The organism is Collinsella sp. TF07-1 (genome assembly GCF_003437235.1).
In the GTDB taxonomy this organism is placed as follows: Bacteria; Actinomycetota; Coriobacteriia; order Coriobacteriales; family Coriobacteriaceae; genus Collinsella.
Map to the genome: position 1 here is coordinate 44,442 of NZ_QSRV01000004.1, position 17,392 is coordinate 61,833.

Here is a 17,392-nt window from a genome sequence, read left to right on the forward strand (position 1 = left end):
CCCCGTCCCAGAAAAATCATCGGAGTGGCTAAATAGCCTGAATTGATAAAGCGATTTAGCAAAAACATCGCATCTGACCTGCATTCTTCTTGTAGTGGTATCTTCATAAGGTAACCATCTTTACCTACCGTTTACCGCTAGTTTTAGCACGTTTACCAAACCGCGCACCCTCTGCTCAAGCCTGCCCAAAACCCGCCGTATAGTTCCCTCACGGCCTGCATCTGGCGGGTCGATTCGTTACCACGGTCGTGCGCGTAAGCGCATGGAAGGGGAAGTATCGTGAGCGATTGCAAGAGGGTTTACCGTTTTGGAACCGACGCCCAGGGCACCTGTGTCACCGAGGGCGACAAGTCCATGAACTTCGTGCTTGGTGGCAAGGGCGCTAACCTTGCCGAGATGAGCCGTATCGGCCTGCCGGTTCCCGGTGGCTTTACCATTACCTGCCAGACTTGCGTTGAGTACTCCGGCGCCGGCAACGTGTGGCCGGAGGGCGCGCTCGACGAGATCGTTGCCGCCGAGGTCGACCTCGAGGCCCGCTGCGGCAAGAAGCTCGGCGATGCCTCCGATCCGCTGCTCGTGTCGGTCCGCTCGGGCGCTCCGTTCTCCATGCCCGGCATGATGGACACGGTTCTCAACCTGGGCCTCAACGACGATTCCGTCCAGGGCCTTATCGCCCAGACGCAAAACCCGCGCTTTGCCTGGGATAGCTACCGCCGCTTTATCCAGATGTTCTCCAACGTCGTCATGGGTGTCGATGCCGACTTGTTCGAGAATGCCCTGACCCAGGCCCGCCTGGTCGCCGGCGTTCGCGTCGATTCCGAGCTTTCGGCCGAGGACCTGCAGGAGCTCGTCGAGACCTTTAAGGGCATCTTCTCCGAGAACGTCGAGGCTGCCCTGTATCCCGAGCTCGAGGTCGCTGACGGCAAGCCCGTCTTCCCGCACGACCCGGAGCTTCAGCTGCGCCTTGCCATCCAGGCCGTCTTTGGCAGCTGGATGAACGAGCGCGCCTGCATCTACCGCAAACAGCACGGCATCTCCGACGAGCTCGGTACTGCCGTCAACGTCCAAGCCATGGCCTTTGGCAACAAGGGGGAGACCTCTGCGACCGGCGTCGCCTTTACGCGCAACCCGGCCGACGGCACTAAGGAGTTCTACGGCGACTTTCTGGTCAACGCGCAGGGCGAGGATGTCGTCGCCGGCATCCGCAACACCGAGCCCATTGCCGACCTCAAGACCACCCCGGGCCTCGAGTCCGCAGGTGAGGAGCTCGAGCGCGTGTTCCTGACGCTCGAGGATCATTACCGCGATATGTGCGATATCGAGTTCACCATCGAGCAGGGCAAGCTCTGGATGCTCCAGACCCGCGTGGGCAAGCGCACTGCTACCGCCGCCCTGCGCATCGCTATCGAGATGGTCGAGGAGGGCCTCATCACCCGCGAGGAGGCCGTGAGCCGCATCGATCCCGCGCAGCTCGATCAGCTCCTGCACCCGCAGTTCGACGCCTCCAAGAAGTACGAGGCCCTGGCCAGCGGCCTTAACGCCAGCCCCGGTGCCGCCGTGGGTGAGGTCGTGTTCTCGAGTGATGACGCCGTCGCGCGCGCCAACGAGGGCCACAAGGTCATTCTGGTTCGCTGGGAGACCAACCCCGACGACCTGAAGGGTATGGTTGCCGCCGAGGGCATCCTGACCAGTCACGGTGGCAAGACGAGCCATGCCGCCGTTATCGCCCGCGGTATGGGTACGCCCTGCGTCTGCGGTGTCGAACGCTTCCACATCGACGCTGCCGAGAAGGTCGTGCACATCGAGGGCAGCGACCGCGTGCTGCGCGAGGGTGATGTCATCTCCATCGACGGTACCCAGGGCATCGTCGTCGACGGCGCCGTCGACCTGGTTTCGGCCGAGCTCACCGGCGACCTGGACACCATCCTGTCCTGGGCCGACGAGATTCGCCTGGACGAGACCTGCGGCCACGCCAACCACGTGCGCGTCAACGCCGACAACCCCGAGGATGCCGCGCTCGCGCTCGAGTTTGGCGCCGAGGCCATCGGCCTGTGCCGCACCGAGCATATGTTCCTGGGCGACCGCAAGAACATCATCCAGAGCTTTATCCTGTCCGATGACGAGGCCGTAAAGCAGCAGGCCCTGGCCGACCTGCTCAAGGTCCAGACCGAGGACTTCCTGGCGATGTTCAAGACCATGTCCGGTCGCGATGTGGTCGTGCGTCTGCTCGATCCGCCGCTGCACGAGTTCCTTGACGATCCGCGTGAGCTTGAGGTCGCCATCACCAAGAAGGAGGCCGCCGGCGCCAGCGAGGAAGAGCTTGCCGCCCTGCGTGCCCGCCTGCGTCGTATCGACGGCATGGTCGAGTCCAACCCGATGCTCGGTCTGCGCGGCGTGCGCCTGTCCGTCGTCTTCGGTGACCTGCCGCTCATGCAGGTCCGTGCCGTGGCAACGGCTGCCGCCCGCCTTATCAAGGAAGGCGTCGACCCGCGTCCCGAGATTATGGTCCCGCTCGTTTCCATTACGGCCGAGCACGTTCAGACTCGCGAGGTCATCGAGCGCGTGATCGCCGAGGTCTCCTCCGAGGAAGGTGTCGAGCTCAACATTCCCGTGGGCACGATGCTCGAGCTGCCGCGCGCCTGCATGGTCGCCGACGAGATCGCCCATCACGCAGATTTCTTCTGCTTTGGCACCAACGACCTCACCCAGACGACCTTCGGCTTCTCCCGCGACGATGCCGAGGCCAAGTTCATTCCGCTGTACTTGCACAAGAAGATCCTGAAGGACAACCCCTTCGAGACCATCGACACGGCGGTGCTGGAGCTCGTGCGCTTGGCCGTCGAGAAGGGCCGCGCCACCAATCCCGACATGCACTTTGGCGTGTGCGGCGAACACGGCGGCGACCCCAAGTCCATCAAGGGCCTGTTTAACGTGGCCGATGTGGACTATGTGTCCTGCTCGCCTTACCGCGTGCCCCTGGCGCGTCTGGCTGCCGCTCAGGCCAAGCTCGAGGCCAAGCGCAACGCCTAGCGCCCTGCGCATCGACGCCTGGCATAGTCCCCCTTCATACCGCCCGTCTCATTCGTGAGGCGGGCGGTTATCATGTGCGGGTTTTGTCTTTTTGTCTGCGTAAAAAATTGTTCTTGCAGCAGAAACCCGCGCGTGTATACTCGAATACGTTTGTTCAACTACGTGCCGGCCAGGGTGGTACGGCACCTCTAGAAGAGTAAGGAATTGCACATGGATTACATCCGCGCAATCGAGCGTCAGCAGATCCGCGAGGACATTCCTCAGGTTCGCGTCGCCGACAACGTCAAGGTTCACTACCGCATTAAGGAAGGCGACCGCGAGCGCATCCAGGTCTTCCAGGGCGACGTCATCCGCATGGCCGGCGCCGGTGCCCGCGAGACCTTCACCGTCCGCAAGATGTCCTTCGGTGTCGGTGTTGAGCGTACCTTCCCGCTTCACAGCCCCAAGATCGCCAAGCTCGAGGTCGTTCGTCATGGTCGCGTCCGTCGCGCCAAGCTGTACTACCTCCGCGACAAGGTGGGCAAGGCTGCTCGCATCCCCGAGAAGCGCTAAGAAGATCGCAGCGTCTGTCCACTCGTTTGGACACAAGGGTCACCTTCGGGTGGCCCTTCTTTTTATCTGATTTGCATGCAAGGAGGGCCTGGTATGGCCAACATGACGAGCTCGGTTTCGGCATCGCAGGTTGCCGGTGAGTTGGCGAGCGCTACGTTTGAGGAGATTCCCGCCCTCGTGGAGCATTATCGCGAGGACCCACGCCAGCAGGTGATCAAGGCTTGTGAACGCGCCCTCAAACGCCATGCCAAAGAGCTTGCCGAGCGCGAGCGCGTCAATGACATGTACGAGCTTATGCATGAGCTTGGTGGCGATGGGGTGGTCGTTGGTGTCGACGAGGTGGGTCGCGGATCGGTGGCCGGCCCTTTGACGGTATGCGCCGTCTGTCTTCCTATGGAGCCGCGCGTCTGGGGTATCAACGATTCCAAAAAGCTCACGCCCGCGCGCCGCGAGTTGCTCTCAGTGAAGATTGCCGAGGTGGCGACGGCGATCGGTTTTTGCCATATCGCGCCGAAGGATATCGATGAAATGGGCATGGCCCGTGCTATCCGTACTGCCGTTGCGGGCGCCGTGGCCGATACGGGACTTGAGCCCGACTGCGTCCTCATGGATGGTAACCCCTTGGGCGCCGTTCCTAACGAGCGCGATGTGGTGAAGGGCGATGCCAAAATCGCCTGCATCGCCGCGGCGTCCATCATGGCCAAGGTCACGCGTGACGAGATGATGGTCGAGTACGACGCCGAGTATCCCGAGTACCATCTGGCCGAGTCGAAGGGCTATGCAAGCCCCGAGCATATCGAGGCCATTCGCAAACATGGACTTTGTCCACTGCACCGCGTGAGCTTTTGCGGAAACTTTCTGCAGACTGAGCGCCTTTTCTAGGTCAATTGTGGAGACAGGGACCTCTGGGGTTTTATAAACCTGCTGGTGGCGGGCCGTATGCAACACCATTGCTGCGTACGGCCCGTTTTTTGACGGCATTTGGTCAGCTTTTGGTTTGCTTCCGGTACTTACCCGCACGAAAGGTGCCCTCATCATCGGGGCAATGCAGCGTGCGGGAAAGGAGACCCCATGAGTGCCGCAAGCAAAAAGAGCAAGACGCAGCAGCTCAAGGAGCGTTGGGAAAACGGCGAGCTCGACTGCGGGGCGATGACGCCTGAGTTTATCAAGGGACTCAGTCCCCGCGAGCTGGGCATGCTGGGCGAGCTGATCACCATCGACTACTTTAACGAGCGCGGCTACACCTTGCTGGAGCAGGGTTATCGTTGCTCCGAGGGCGAGGCCGATCTGGTGCTGCTCGATGAACTCGACGATGTCGTGGTGATGGCCGAGGTCAAGACCAGACGCGTCGCACTGGATTGCAGCACGCGGGTCTTTCCCGAGGAGGCCGTGGACGCCCAAAAGCAACGCCGCTACCGCCGCATCGCAAGTTGCTATCTCATGGAGCATTATCCGCTCAAGGCGATTCGCTTCGATGCCGTGGGTGTCACCATTCGTGGCGGGCATATCGCCGAGATCGAGCATCAGTACAACGCGTTCGATTGGCAGGTGTCGTGATGGCGTTCGAGACGTTTGCCGTTCACGCGGCCTGCATCCGTGGCGTCGAGGCGATTCACGTCACGGTCGAGGTCTCGCTTGCCGGTGGTGTTCCGGGCATCCAAATGCTCGGCATTCCGAGTATGGAGGTGATGGAGTCACGCGGTCGTATTCGCTGCGCGATGCGCTCCGCCGGGTTCGAGATCCCACGCTCGGGCATTACGGTCAACCTAGCGCCCGGCGATATTCGCAAGACCGGTAGCGGCTTTGATCTGCCCATCGCCATCGCGGTTCTGGCGGCCGATGGGCAGATTCCCCGTGACAACCTCGATCGCTGCCTTATCGCCGGCGAGCTCGGCTTGGACGGTACGGTGCTTCCCGTCAAGGGCGAGGTGGCGTTTCAGCTATTGGCGCGTGATATGGGGCTGTCCTTTATCGCCGGCAGGTCCGATCAGCATGTGCCGCTCGCGGGCGTGGATTGTGGATTCATCGATCATTTGTCTCAGCTTGCCCATGGCATGGGCGAGGCGGCTCGGCACTATCTGGATTCCGAGGGCGTCGAGGCGACCTTTGAGCCTGAGCTCGACTATGCCGACGTGCTGGGGCAGGAAGTCGCTAAACGCGGCATGGCGCTTGCGGCGGCAGGAGAACTCGGCTTGCTCATGATCGGGTCCCCGGGATCGGGCAAGACGATGCTCGCGCGTCGTATGACCGGCATCCTGCCCGAGCTTTCCGTTGAGGATCAACAGGAGGCGCTGTGCATCCATTCGGTTTTGGGTGAGAACATTGATGGCTTGTTGGCGGGGCACCGGCCCTTCCGCAGTCCCCATCACAGTATTTCGACCGCAGGTCTTATCGGCGGTGGGCGCCCGGTGCACCCGGGTGAGATCAGCCTTGCTCATGGCGGCGTGCTATTTTTGGACGAGCTTGCCGAGTTTCCCACGGGTGTGCTGCAGACGCTGCGTCAGCCCATCGAACGCGGCTACGTCAGGATCGTACGCGTCGACGGGGCCTTTACCTTCCCGTCGCGCTTTCAGCTGCTGGCTGCGAGCAATCCCTGCCCCTGCGGCTTTTTGGGCGATCGTGAGGTACCGTGTCGCTGCTCGGCGGCGATGGTCGAGCGCTATCGGTCTAAACTGCGCGGTCCTTTGGCCGACCGTATCGACATGATGATCGATGTGACCCGTCCCGACCCTCAGGTGATTATCGAGGGCGCGGAGGGTATGTCGTCAGCTGAGTTACGTGACTACGTTGTGCGCGGTCGCGCTTTTCGCGCTTGGCGCGAATCCCGTATGGACGATGCTGATGCCGAGGCCGAGGATGACGAGACACGGTCCATTGACGGCGTCGTTTCGACCTTTGAGCTCGATGATGCGGCGGAGAAGTGTGTGCTCGGCCTGTCGAAGCGCACGCATCTCACGGGCCGTGGCATCGTGCGCCTGGTTCGCATTGCGCGCACGATCGCAGATGTCGCCGAGAGCGAGCATGTGACGCAGGACCACGTGCTCGAGGCGGCGATGTACCAGGGAAGGAGGGACCAATGATGGCCGAGGGAACCTTCGAGCTGCATCCAGGTGATACGTTGTATCCCGAGACCGTTTTGGAGCTTTCTGATGTACCCCAGACGCTCTATGTGCGCGGCAACCCCGAGGTGCTTTCGACGCCCGCGCTCTCCATCATCGGCGCGCGCAAGGCCTCGCCGTATGGTCTTGCCGTGGCAGAGCTTGCGTCAAAGGTAGCGGTCGAGGCGGGCGTGACGGTAGTCTCGGGCGGCGCGGTCGGTTGTGACCAGGCCTCGGGTTGGGCTGCGGTCAACGCTGGCGGTAAACACGTCGTGGTGCTGGGGACGGGCGCCGACGTGGTCTACCCGCGTTCGAGCGCGGGGCTTATTACGCGCACACTCGATACGGGTGGCGCGGTCGTGTCGATCTCTCCGTGGGGCATGGGTCCGCGCAAGTTTGCCTTTCCGCGCCGCAATCGCGTAATCGCGGCCTTGTCGCAAGCCCTCTTTGTATCCGAGGCGGGTATGCCTTCCGGGACGTTTTCTACAGCCGAGGCTGCTATGGATTTGGGGCGAGAACTTCTTGCCGTGCCGGGGTCGATCCTATCGCCCGAGTCGCGTGGCACGAATTACCTCATTGCGAACGGTGCCTGCTGCATCATCGACGAGGAATCTATCGAGATGGCTATTTCACGCATCTACGGCACCCTGCGCTACTCGCGCCCCGATGCTCCCGGCATTGCCGACCTGGATCAAACACAGCAGACCGTGATGCATGCACTCATCGCCTCTCCGCTCAAGGTCGACGACATCGCGGCACTCGTCTCGCTCGATGCCGTTGGCGTACTTAAGCTCCTGGGTTCGCTTGAGCTCGAGGGCCTTATCGAGCGCATGATGGATGGAAGGTATGCGCCCTCCAAGTTTGCTCTTCACGCCCAGACACCCTTCGGTCACAATGGAAAACATGTCAATTAGAAAGGTGTTTGCAGATGCTGTTTGATCAGGTGACGGTTATCGGTGGCGGTCTGGCGGGTTCGGAGTGCGCGATTCAGCTGGCGGATCGCGGGTTTTCCGTAAAGCTGTGCGAGATGCGCCCCCAGGTGAGCTCCCCGGCCCACCATACCGATCACCTGGCAGAGCTCGTCTGTTCCAATTCGTTTAAGTCGACCCGTCTGGATTCCGCGGCTGGTTTGCTGAAGGCCGAGCTTGAGCGCATGGGTTCGGTCCTGCTCGATTGCGCCCATCGCGCGGCTGTTCCCGCCGGTGGCGCCTTGGCGGTCGACCGCGTCAAGTTTTCCGAGCTTGTCGAGGACGAGGTTGCCGCCCGTCCCAATATCGAGATCGTTCACGGCGAGGTCACGCAGATTCCCGAAGGTCACGTGGTCATTGCCGCCGGCCCCTTGTGCTCGCCGGCGTTGAGCGAAGAGGTCATGAAGCTCGTCGGTGGCGACGCCCTTGCGTTCTTCGATGCCGCGGCGCCGATCGTCGATGCCTCCACGCTCGATATGGACGTGCTGTTCTCGCAGTCGCGCTACGAGGAGCAGGGGAGCGGCGACTATCTCAACGCTCCGCTCAACAAGGAAGAGTACGAGGCCTTTATCGAGGCGCTTACCACGGCCGACCGCGTGGTGCTCAAGGACTTTGAGGGCGGCGATCTGTTCCAGGCCTGCCAGCCTGCCGAGGAAGTTGCGCGCACCGGCAAGGACGCCATTCGCTTTGGCGCCATGAAGCCCGTCGGCCTCACCGACCCGCGAACCGGTCGTCGTCCCTGGGCGGCGATTCAGCTGCGTGCCGAGAACAAGGAGAAGACCGCCTATAACCTGGTGGGCTTCCAGACCAACCTGACCTTTGGCGAACAGAAGCGCGTCTTCCATATGGTGCCGGGCCTGGAGAACGCTGAGTTCTTCCGCTACGGTGTCATGCACCGCAATACCTTTGTCGATGCGCCGCACGTGCTCGATGGCACCTTTGCCGTGCCTGGTACCGGCGTGCGCCTGGCCGGTCAGATCACCGGCACCGAGGGGTACATGGAAGCCGTGGCGACAGGTCTGCTCGCGGCACTCAACACCTATGCCGAGGCTGTCGGGGCCGCTCCCGTCGAGCTGCCGCGCGTGGGTGCTTTGGGCGCGCTCGTGGGCTATGCGACCGATCCTGCCACCGTGGGCTATCAGCCTATGCATGTCAACTTTGGCCTGGTGCCGCCACTCGATGATGGTAAGCGCCGCAGCAAGCGCGACCGCTACCAGGCCTATGCGGACCGTGCGCTCGAGGCCCTTGATGCCTATCTGGCCACTCGCCCCGATCTGTTTGGAGGCGACCGGTCATAGCCTTTGACCTGTACGACACCGTCGACTCGTTTATCGCCTATATCGCACGTGTCGAGGGGCTTTCTCCCAATACGGTGACGGCCTATGGCTCGAGGCTGGAGCGCTTTGCTGCCTGGTGCGAGCGCGAGGATATCGATGCTTTCGCTGCCGACGTGCGCACCATTCGTCGCTATCTTGCCGAGCTTTCGCGTGAGCGGGTGGCTCCCCGAACGCTTGCGGCGCATCTGTCGGCTATCCGATCGCTCTATCGATGGATGGCTGCCGAGGGGGTCGTGGAGGGCGATGTGGTCTCGGCAATTTCCTCGCCCAAGCTCCCGCGCGATCTACCCGGTGTGCTGACGACCCAACAGGTGGAGGCGCTGCTCAAGACGCCTGATACCTCAACACCCGCGGGACTGCGCGATGCGGCGATGCTCGAGCTGCTCTATGCCTCGGGCGCCCGTATCTCTGAGCTCGCAGCACTCAATGTGGAGTCCATTGCGTGGTCCGAACGCACGCTGCGCCTGTGGGGCAAGGGGAGCAAAGAACGTATCGTCCCTCTGTATCGTCGTGCGCTCGAGACGACGCGTCTCTATATTGAGGAGGGGCGGCCGGAGTTGCTCGCTCAGGCAAAGCGCCGTGACCCCGCTACCGGGCCGCATCCTCTGCTTATATCGGCGCGCGGTAATCGCATGAGTGCCGCCATGCTCAGGCGGCGGTTTCATATGCTGGCGACGCTCGCCGGCATTCCGGCCGACATCGCCCCGCATGCGATGCGCCATACCTTTGCGACCGACTTGCTCGAGGGCGGCGCGGACCTGCGCTCGGTTCAAGAGCTGCTGGGTCATGCGAGCCTGTCCACGACGCAGATCTACACGCATCTCACGCCCGATCGGCTCAAACGTGCCGTGGCTCAAGCCCATCCCCGAGGCGAATAGTGGCTGGGACGTCCCGCGCCGCGCTCAGGTGTGTGGTTTTGATTGCGGGTTGGCAGGAAGATGCATTCCTGCTATCATTCATCGGGTTGCTTCACGGCAACAGGTTTTTATCACGCACGCGCGGCTACTTCATACCGTGGTGCCCGGGCTTTGGTAGCACATGTCCGGGTTGGTTTTGGAGGATGACCCCGCGCGGAGGCAAACCACAGGAGGTTTAACATGGCTACCAAGATTAATATCCGCACCCTGCTCGAGGCCGGCTGCCACTTCGGTCACCAGACCCGTCGCTGGAACCCCAAGATGAAGCCGTTCATCTTCGGTGAGCGCAACGGCATCTACATCCTCGACCTCAAGCAGACCATCCTCGACGCCGATCAGGCCTACACCTTCGTCAAGAACGTCGCCAAGGGCGGCAATGTGCTATTCGTCGGCACCAAGAAGCAGGCTCAGGAGGCCGTCAAGAACGCTGCTGAGCGCGCCAACATGCCTTACATCAACCAGCGTTGGCTCGGCGGTATGCTGACCAACTTCGTCACCATCCGCTCCCGCATCAACCGCATGGAGGAGCTCGAGGCCATGGTCGAGGACGGCCGCATGGCAGTGCTCCCCAAGAAGGAGCAGGCTGTGCTCGGCAAGGAGCTCACCAAGCTCCAGACCAACCTCGGTGGTGCCCGCGACATGAAGGGTCTGCCCCAGGCTCTCTTCGTCATCGACACCAAGCGCGAGGAGAACGCCATCAAGGAGGCTCAGCGCCTGAACATCCCCGTCGTCGCTCTGATCGACACCAACTCCGATCCCGACGAGGTCGAGTACGGCATCCCCTGCAACGATGACGCTATCTCCGCTGTCACCCTTATGTGCGAGCTCATGGCTGACGCCTGCCTCGCTGGCTCCGGCAAGGAGCAGGTCTCCGAGGCCGAGATGGCCGCTGAGCCCAAGGCCGAGTAAATCAGTCTTAGTTAATTCTTTTTCATCTCTTTGAAAGGAACCACAATGGCCCAGATTACCGCCGCTATGGTCAAGCAGCTCCGCGAGATGACCGACTCCCCGATGATGGAGTGCAAGAAGGCTCTCGTCGAGGCTGACGGCGACATGGACGCCGCTGTCGACGTTCTGCGTAAGAACGGTCTTGCCAAGGCTGCCAAGAAGGCTGGCCGTGAGACCAACGAGGGCGCTGTCGCCGCGTTCGTCTCCGAGGATGGCAAGACCGGTGCTCTGCTCGAGCTCTCCTGCGAGACCGACTTCGTTGGCTCCAACGCCAAGTTCACCGGCTTTGCTTCTAAGGTCGCTGAGGTTGTCGCTACCACCGAGCCTGCTGACGTCGACGCTCTGCTCGAGAAGCCGATGGGCGAGGAGACCGTTTCCTCCGAGCTCACCGAGATGATTCACATCATGGGCGAGAACATGAAGATCTCCCGCTTCGCTGCCCGCAAGGCCGAGAACGGCGCGCTCGCTTCTTACATCCACATGGGTGGTAAGATCGGCGTCCTCGTCGAGTTCGCCTTCGAGAAGGCCGAGACCGCTCAGGCTGAGTCCTTCAAGACCTTCGCTCACGACGTTGCCCTTCAGGTTGCCGCCGTCGCCCCGATCTGCGCTACCCGCGATCAGGTTCCGGCCGAGACCGTCGAGCACGAGAAGCAGATCTACATGGCCCAGGCTGCCGAGTCCGGCAAGCCCGAGGCTATCCAGGAGAAGATGGCTGTTGGCCGTCTGGAGAAGTTCTACAAGCAGTCCGTGCTCACCGAGCAGGAGTTCATCAAGGACAGCTCCCTCACCATCAAGAAGTACGCTGAGCAGGTCTCCAAGGAGCTCGGCGACACCATTACCGTCGTTGCCTTTGACCGTCTGGTCCGTGGCGAGTAAATAAGCTCTTGTAGCTGGTAATGAGCAGGCTGTGGGTTTTACTCACAGCCTGCTTTTTCATGGCTCTTATCAGAGCCTTTGATATCATATTGAGAGTCTAATTAAAGGAGGATCGCTTTGTCCGACATCCGATATAAACGCGTGCTTCTTAAGCTTTCCGGCGAAGCACTGATGGGCGACGGCCAATATGGCATCGACCCCAAGGTTACCGATCATCTTGCCAAGCAGGTCAAGGAGCTGCTCGCCGTTGGCCATGAGGTCGGCGTCGTTGTCGGCGGCGGCAATATTTTCCGTGGCATGGCCGGCGCTGCCGGTGGCATGGAGCGTGCCCAGGCCGACTACATGGGCATGCTGGCAACCGTTATGAACGCGCTCGCCCTGCAGGATGCCTTCGAGCATAACGATGTTCCCTGCCGCGTGATGAGCGCTATCCAGATGAACGAGATCTGCGAGCCCTATATTCGCCGTCGCGCTATCAACCACCTTTCCAAGGGCAACGTTGTTATTTTTGCCGCCGGTTCGGGTAATCCGTACTTTACGACCGACACCGCCGCGGCTCTTCGTGCGTGCGAGATCGGCGCCGAGATTCTGATTAAAGCCACCAAAGTTGACGGCATCTACGACAAGGATCCCGTCAAGTGCGCCGATGCCGTCCGTTTTGACAAGATTACCTATCACGAGGTTCTCGTTCGCGGCCTGCAGGTTATGGATTCCACAGCTACGGCCCTGTGCCAGGATAACCGTATGCCTATTTTGGTCCTCAACATCGATGGCGAGGACACCGTCAAGCGCGCGCTCGCGGGTGAGCCCGTCGGCACGCTCGTCTATCAGGAGGATTAAGCATGGCAGAGAACATCACCGCCCATATGGACAAGTCGCTCGAGTCCCTCAAGCATAACTTCTCCAAGGTCCGTACCGGTCGTGCCAACGCCAACATTCTGTCCGACATCACCGTCGATTATTACGGTGTCCCCACGCCGGTCACGCAGGTTGCCGCCGTCAAGACCCCCGAGGCTCACATGCTGCTCATCGAGCCGTGGGATAAGGCGCTCATCAATGCTATCGTCAAGGCCATCGGCGCTTCCGATCTGGGTATTACCCCCAACTCCGATGGCACCGTCGTTCGTCTTCCGTTCCCGGCTCCCACTGAGGAGCGCCGTCGCGAGCTCGTCAAGGAGTGCCGCGAGTACGCCGAGCAGGCCAAGGTGTCTATCCGTAACATCCGTCGCGACTTCAACAACAAGCTCGAGCGCGATGAGGAGCTCACCGAGGACGACGTACGTCGCGAGCAGGCCAAGGTCCAGAAGCATACCGATGAGTATGTCGCCAAGGTCGAGGAGCTTCTGAAGGAAAAAGAAGCCGAGGTCATGGAGATCTAAGGTGCAATACGACGAGCATAAACTGGTCGAGTACTTTGCCGACGCCCCTGCGGGCGTCGGTTTTTCCGACCTTGACCTCAATAACATTCCGCACCATATCTCGTGCATCATGGACGGCAACGGTCGTTGGGCCACGTCGCGCGGTCTTGCACGCACCGAGGGCCACAAGGCGGGTATCGTCTCGCTGCGCGAGATCATTACCGCCTGCGTGCGCCTGGGCGTCGACGTGCTTTCGGCCTATGCATTTTCGACCGAAAACTGGAATCGACCGCAGCACGAAGTCAACGTTCTGATGCACCTGTTTGCCAAGACGTTTATCGACGAGCTGCCGCTTCTGAAGCGCGAAAATGTGCGCGTAGTCTTTTTGGGTGACATTTCCGCGCTGCCCAAGAAGACTCGCGACGTTTTTGAGCGCGGTCTTGCCGAGTGCGCCGATCACACCGGTATGACGCTGGCGCTTGCCGTCAACTACGGCGCGCGTGCCGAGATTACCCGCGCTGTCCGTCAGATCGCATCCGACGCTGCCGCCGGTAAGATCGATCCTGCCGCAATTGATGACGACATGGTGGCTTCCCACCTCTATACCGCCGGTCTTCCCGATCCCGAACTTGTGATTCGCACCTCTGGTGAGCTGCGCCTTTCGAACTATCTGCTGTGGCAGGTGGCTTATTCCGAATTCTACGTCACCGATACCTATTGGCCTGACTTTGATCGTTGGGGCCTTGTCGACGCCATTTTGGCCTATCAGGGCCGTGACCGTAGGTTTGGTGGACTGAGCAAGACCGAGGAGGCTTAATCGTGTCCGATCGTCCCAAGGCATCTGCTCCCAAGACGCCAGTTTCCGCGGCGCCTGCGCGCAAGGCTGCCACTGCGGGAGCGCCTGCAGCGAAGAGCGGCACCGGTTCGTGGCTGGCGGGCTTTATTACCCGTGCCGCCGCCGGTATCGTCTACGCCGTTGTCTTTATCCTGTGCCTGGTTTTGGGTATCGTGCCCACGGCCATCTTTGTTTCTGTCATGAGCGGTCTGTGCTGCTATGAGTTTTTCCGTATGACAAGGCTCGATGGCAAGATGGCTAACGAGCGCATGGGTATCGCTGCCGCCGTACTCTTTCCGCTGTCGGCGTTGGGCGATTCGATGTTGCTGAATGCCCTGCTTTTTGCCTTGATGCTCGCTGTGGGCATTTGGTATGTCTGGTCGCCGCGTACCCGCATCTCTGATGTGGCCGTGACGCTCATGGGTCCCATCTACACTGGCTTTATGCTGTCGGCTATCGTGCTGCTGCGCGATGCCGTGCCCGGTTTTGCCGGCGCCCTGCTTTCAGTGGGCGTTTGCGCGTCCCTTTGGGTCTCCGATTCGTTTGCCTACATCGTGGGCAGCCGTATCGGCAAACACAAGATGGTTCCCAAGATCTCCCCCAAAAAGAGCTGGGAGGGGTTTGCCGGCGGCATCTTGGGCTCGGTTTTGATTTGGCTCATCCTGTGGGCGACGCACTTCTACAAGCTCAGCCTGCCCTATGCGCTGCTGTGCGGCGTGGCCGTGTCTATTCTGGGCGTTATCGGCGACCTTATCGAGTCCCGCATCAAGCGCGGTGTGGGCGTCAAGGATTCCGGCAACCTTATCCCGGGCCACGGCGGAATGCTCGATCGTAGCGATTCGCTTATCTTCGGTTGCATCACCGCACAGCTGTTGCTGATGATCGGAGGCGTGCTGTAATGTCCTTCCAGACGACGTATGGCCCCGATGGACGCCTTCGCGTTGCCATCCTGGGTTGTACGGGCTCTATCGGCACCCAGGCGCTCGATGTGTGCCGCCAGCATGCCGATCGCCTGCAGGTGACGGCGCTGTCCGTTAATTCCAGCACCTCGGAGCTCGTTGCCGCTGCCCGCGAGTTCTCGGTTCCGGCGGTTGCCGTTGCCGATGTCGCTCATGGCGATGACGCCGTGCTGCAGGAGTTGCCCGAGGGCACACAGCTCGGCGTTGGCGCGCAGGCGGTTTGCGAGCTCGCGCGTCGCGACGATGTCGACTGCGTGCTCGTCGCTATTGTGGGCGCCGCCGGTCTCGAGGCGAGCCATGCGGCCTTGACCTCGAATAAGCGCCTTGCCCTTGCCAACAAGGAGTCCCTCGTCGTCGGTGGCGACTTGCTTATGCCGTTGGCGCAACCGGGCCAGCTTATTCCGGTCGACTCTGAGCATTCCGCCATCTACCAGTGCTATCTGGGGGAGAACCCGCGCGAGGCCCACTGCATTTGGCTCACCTGCTCGGGCGGTCCGTTCTTTGGCCGCACGCGCGACGAGCTCGATCGCGTGACGCGTGCCGATGCCCTCGCGCATCCCACGTGGGCCATGGGTGCCAAGATCACCATTGACTCCGCCACCCTCATGAACAAGGGCCTGGAGCGCATTGAGGCCATGCATCTGTTTAACTGCGACCTCGATTTCATTAACGTGGTCGTGCAGCGTCAGTCCAAGATTCACTCTATGGTCGAGTTCGCCGACGGCTCCGTGATGGCGCATCTCGGTGCATCCGACATGCGTATCCCCATCCAGTTCGCGTTCTCGTATCCCGAGCGTTGGGATACTCCGGCGCCTCGTATCGATTTCCGCGAGCTGGGGCAGCTCACGTTTGATGCTGCCGACATGGATACCTTCCGCTGTCTGGCACTGGCCGAGCGTGCCGGCAAGACGGGTGGCACCATGCCGTGCGTTCTCAATGCCGCCAACGAGGTCGCCGTCGATGCCTTCCTGCACGATGGCTGCAGCTTTACCGATATCGATCGCATTGTGGAATCCTGCATGGACGCCCACGATATGCAGGTGGTCGATTCGTTTGAGCAGCTTCGCGACATCGATGCGTGGGCGCGTGAAAAGGCTGCGCAGGTGCTCGCCGCAACCCGTTCCTAACCCATAAGGATTGCTTTTTCGTTTTATGGATACTGTTCTGAGCGTTCTCTCATCGGTCTTTTGGGGCCTGCTGATGCTTTCCGTCCTCGTGTTTTTGCACGAGGGCGGCCACTTTTTGGCGGCGCGTGCCTGCGGCGTCCGTGTGACCGAGTTCTTTTTGGGTCTGCCGTGCCGCTTTGACATCCATTACACGTCGCGTCGCATTGGAACCAAGTTTGGCGTGACCCCGCTGCTGCTGGGTGGCTACGCTGCCATCTGCGGTATGGATCCGACCGATGTTTCGTGCGCCGACCGCGTGCTCGCGGCTATCTATCGTCATGGTCGCGTGACCGTGGCCGACCTTGCTGTCGAGCTCGAGCTTTCCGAGGAGGATGTGCTCGAGGCATGCGCCCTTTTGCTGGGCTGGGGCTCCATCGCGCCCTGGTATGAGGAAGGGGAGAAGCCCTCGCCGAGCTACTATCCCACCAAATATCAGACGTTGCCGCGAGACACGGCAGGCTATACCACCTTTGATGGTCGTCGTTTCGATCGCGAACATGCGACTGCCGAGGGCGATGTGTGGGAGCTGCCGTGCGGCGAGGCCGAGTTCCTTGCGCAAGAGCGCTCGCACACCTATCTTGGCCAAGGCTTTCTCAAGCGCGCCTTTATGCTGCTCGCGGGCATTATCGTCAATATCCTGACGGGTTTTTTGCTCCTTATGAGCATCTATTCCATCGCAGGTGTCACCGTGCCGGTGGATACCAATGTGATTGGCCAGGTTGACGAAGGCTCGATTGCCGCCTCGGCGGGAATCGAGGGCGGCGACGCGATTCTTTCGGTCGACGGTGTATCGTGCTCTACCTGGATGGATGTCTACGATGCCATCGGCAAGGCCGCCGGTAAGGGCGATATCGCCATCGAGTACGAGCGTGACGGCAAGCAGCATTCGACCACGGTTGCGCTCAAAGAGGACGAGCGCCTAGGTGTGTATGCCTCTACGCAGGTGGTCCGTATAGACCCGATCACCTCGGCGCGTCTGTCATTCTCCTATGTTGTACAGACGGCGGATGGCGTGATGCGCCTACTCCAGCCGCAGCATACGATGGAGATTCTCGATCAGTCTTCTTCGATCGTGGGTATTAGCGTTATGTCCTCACAGGCTGCTGCTGCCGGCCCTGCCACGTTCCTTTCGTTTGCCGCCCTCATTTCATTCTCGCTTGGCTTTATGAACCTGCTGCCCATCCCGCCACTCGATGGCGGCAAGCTAGTCATCGAGATCATTCAGAAGATTGCGGGCCGCGAGCTTCCGCTCAAGGTCCAGACGATTGTGAGCTATGTGGGCATCGCGCTCTTTGCGCTGCTGTTTGTCTATATGCTTCGTTCCGACATCCTTCGATTTATTCTGTAG

General features: G+C 60.9%; 16 protein-coding genes. All 16 read left to right on the forward strand.

Annotation, left to right across the window (positions count from 1 at the left end; genetic code table 11):
- Positions 1-279 precede the first annotated feature (279 nt).
- Positions 280-3,030, forward strand: coding sequence for a pyruvate, phosphate dikinase (gene ppdK / locus DXC67_RS02555; RefSeq protein ID WP_117637237.1), 2,751 nt, complete (start codon positions 280-282; stop codon positions 3,028-3,030).
- A 210-nt stretch (positions 3,031-3,240) separates the two neighbouring features.
- Complete coding sequence (rplS, locus tag DXC67_RS02560) at positions 3,241-3,582, forward strand: 50S ribosomal protein L19 (protein WP_006236098.1); 342 nt, start codon at positions 3,241-3,243, stop codon at positions 3,580-3,582.
- Between the two features lie 93 nt (positions 3,583-3,675).
- Entirely contained in the window at positions 3,676-4,464 is a 789-nt protein-coding gene (locus tag DXC67_RS02565) for a ribonuclease HII (protein WP_055250018.1), read from the forward strand.
- Positions 4,465-4,653: 189 nt separating this feature from the next.
- Positions 4,654-5,139, forward strand: coding sequence for a YraN family protein (locus tag DXC67_RS02570; RefSeq protein ID WP_117637238.1), 486 nt, complete (start codon positions 4,654-4,656; stop codon positions 5,137-5,139).
- Positions 5,139-6,662: a YifB family Mg chelatase-like AAA ATPase gene (locus DXC67_RS02575; protein ID WP_117637239.1), complete on the forward strand. Its 1,524-nt coding sequence runs from the start codon at positions 5,139-5,141 to the stop codon at positions 6,660-6,662. The genes DXC67_RS02570 and DXC67_RS02575 overlap by 1 nt, the downstream gene beginning before the upstream one ends.
- Positions 6,659-7,594: a DNA-processing protein DprA gene (locus tag DXC67_RS02580; RefSeq protein ID WP_316242814.1), complete on the forward strand. Its 936-nt coding sequence runs from the start codon at positions 6,659-6,661 to the stop codon at positions 7,592-7,594. Before DXC67_RS02575 ends, DXC67_RS02580 begins: the two co-directional genes overlap by 4 nt.
- A 14-nt stretch (positions 7,595-7,608) precedes the next feature.
- Entirely contained in the window at positions 7,609-8,946 is a 1,338-nt protein-coding gene (trmFO, locus tag DXC67_RS02585; protein ID WP_117637240.1) for a methylenetetrahydrofolate--tRNA-(uracil(54)-C(5))-methyltransferase (FADH(2)-oxidizing) TrmFO, read from the forward strand.
- A gap of 8 nt (positions 8,947-8,954) precedes the next feature.
- On the forward strand, positions 8,955-9,863 hold the full coding sequence (locus tag DXC67_RS02590; protein WP_369831357.1) for a tyrosine recombinase: 909 nt from the start codon (positions 8,955-8,957) through the stop codon (positions 9,861-9,863).
- Between the two features lie 219 nt (positions 9,864-10,082).
- Positions 10,083-10,811 (forward strand): 30S ribosomal protein S2, encoded by a 729-nt coding sequence (gene rpsB / locus DXC67_RS02595; RefSeq protein WP_006236109.1) that lies wholly within the window; start codon positions 10,083-10,085, stop codon positions 10,809-10,811.
- Positions 10,812-10,856: 45 nt separating this feature from the next.
- A complete protein-coding gene (tsf, locus tag DXC67_RS02600) occupies positions 10,857-11,726 on the forward strand; it encodes a translation elongation factor Ts (RefSeq protein ID WP_022094736.1) in 870 nt (289 codons plus the stop codon).
- A gap of 117 nt (positions 11,727-11,843) precedes the next feature.
- Positions 11,844-12,566, forward strand: coding sequence for a UMP kinase (gene pyrH, locus DXC67_RS02605; protein ID WP_040359955.1), 723 nt, complete (start codon positions 11,844-11,846; stop codon positions 12,564-12,566).
- 2 nt (positions 12,567-12,568) lie between these two features.
- The gene (gene frr / locus DXC67_RS02610; protein ID WP_006236112.1) at positions 12,569-13,105 is read left to right on the forward strand and encodes a ribosome recycling factor; all 537 of its coding nucleotides are present in this window, start codon (positions 12,569-12,571) and stop codon (positions 13,103-13,105) included.
- Between the two features lies 1 nt (position 13,106).
- Positions 13,107-13,901 carry an isoprenyl transferase gene (locus DXC67_RS02615; RefSeq protein ID WP_117637242.1) on the forward strand — a complete coding sequence of 265 codons (795 nt, stop codon included), beginning with the start codon at positions 13,107-13,109 and terminating at the stop codon, positions 13,899-13,901.
- 2 nt (positions 13,902-13,903) lie between these two features.
- Entirely contained in the window at positions 13,904-14,818 is a 915-nt protein-coding gene (locus DXC67_RS02620; protein WP_233503138.1) for a phosphatidate cytidylyltransferase, read from the forward strand.
- Positions 14,818-16,005, forward strand: coding sequence for a 1-deoxy-D-xylulose-5-phosphate reductoisomerase (gene dxr / locus DXC67_RS02625; protein WP_117564265.1), 1,188 nt, complete (start codon positions 14,818-14,820; stop codon positions 16,003-16,005). The genes DXC67_RS02620 and dxr overlap by 1 nt, the downstream gene beginning before the upstream one ends.
- A 25-nt stretch (positions 16,006-16,030) precedes the next feature.
- The gene (locus DXC67_RS02630) at positions 16,031-17,392 is read left to right on the forward strand and encodes an RIP metalloprotease (RefSeq protein ID WP_117637243.1); all 1,362 of its coding nucleotides are present in this window, start codon (positions 16,031-16,033) and stop codon (positions 17,390-17,392) included.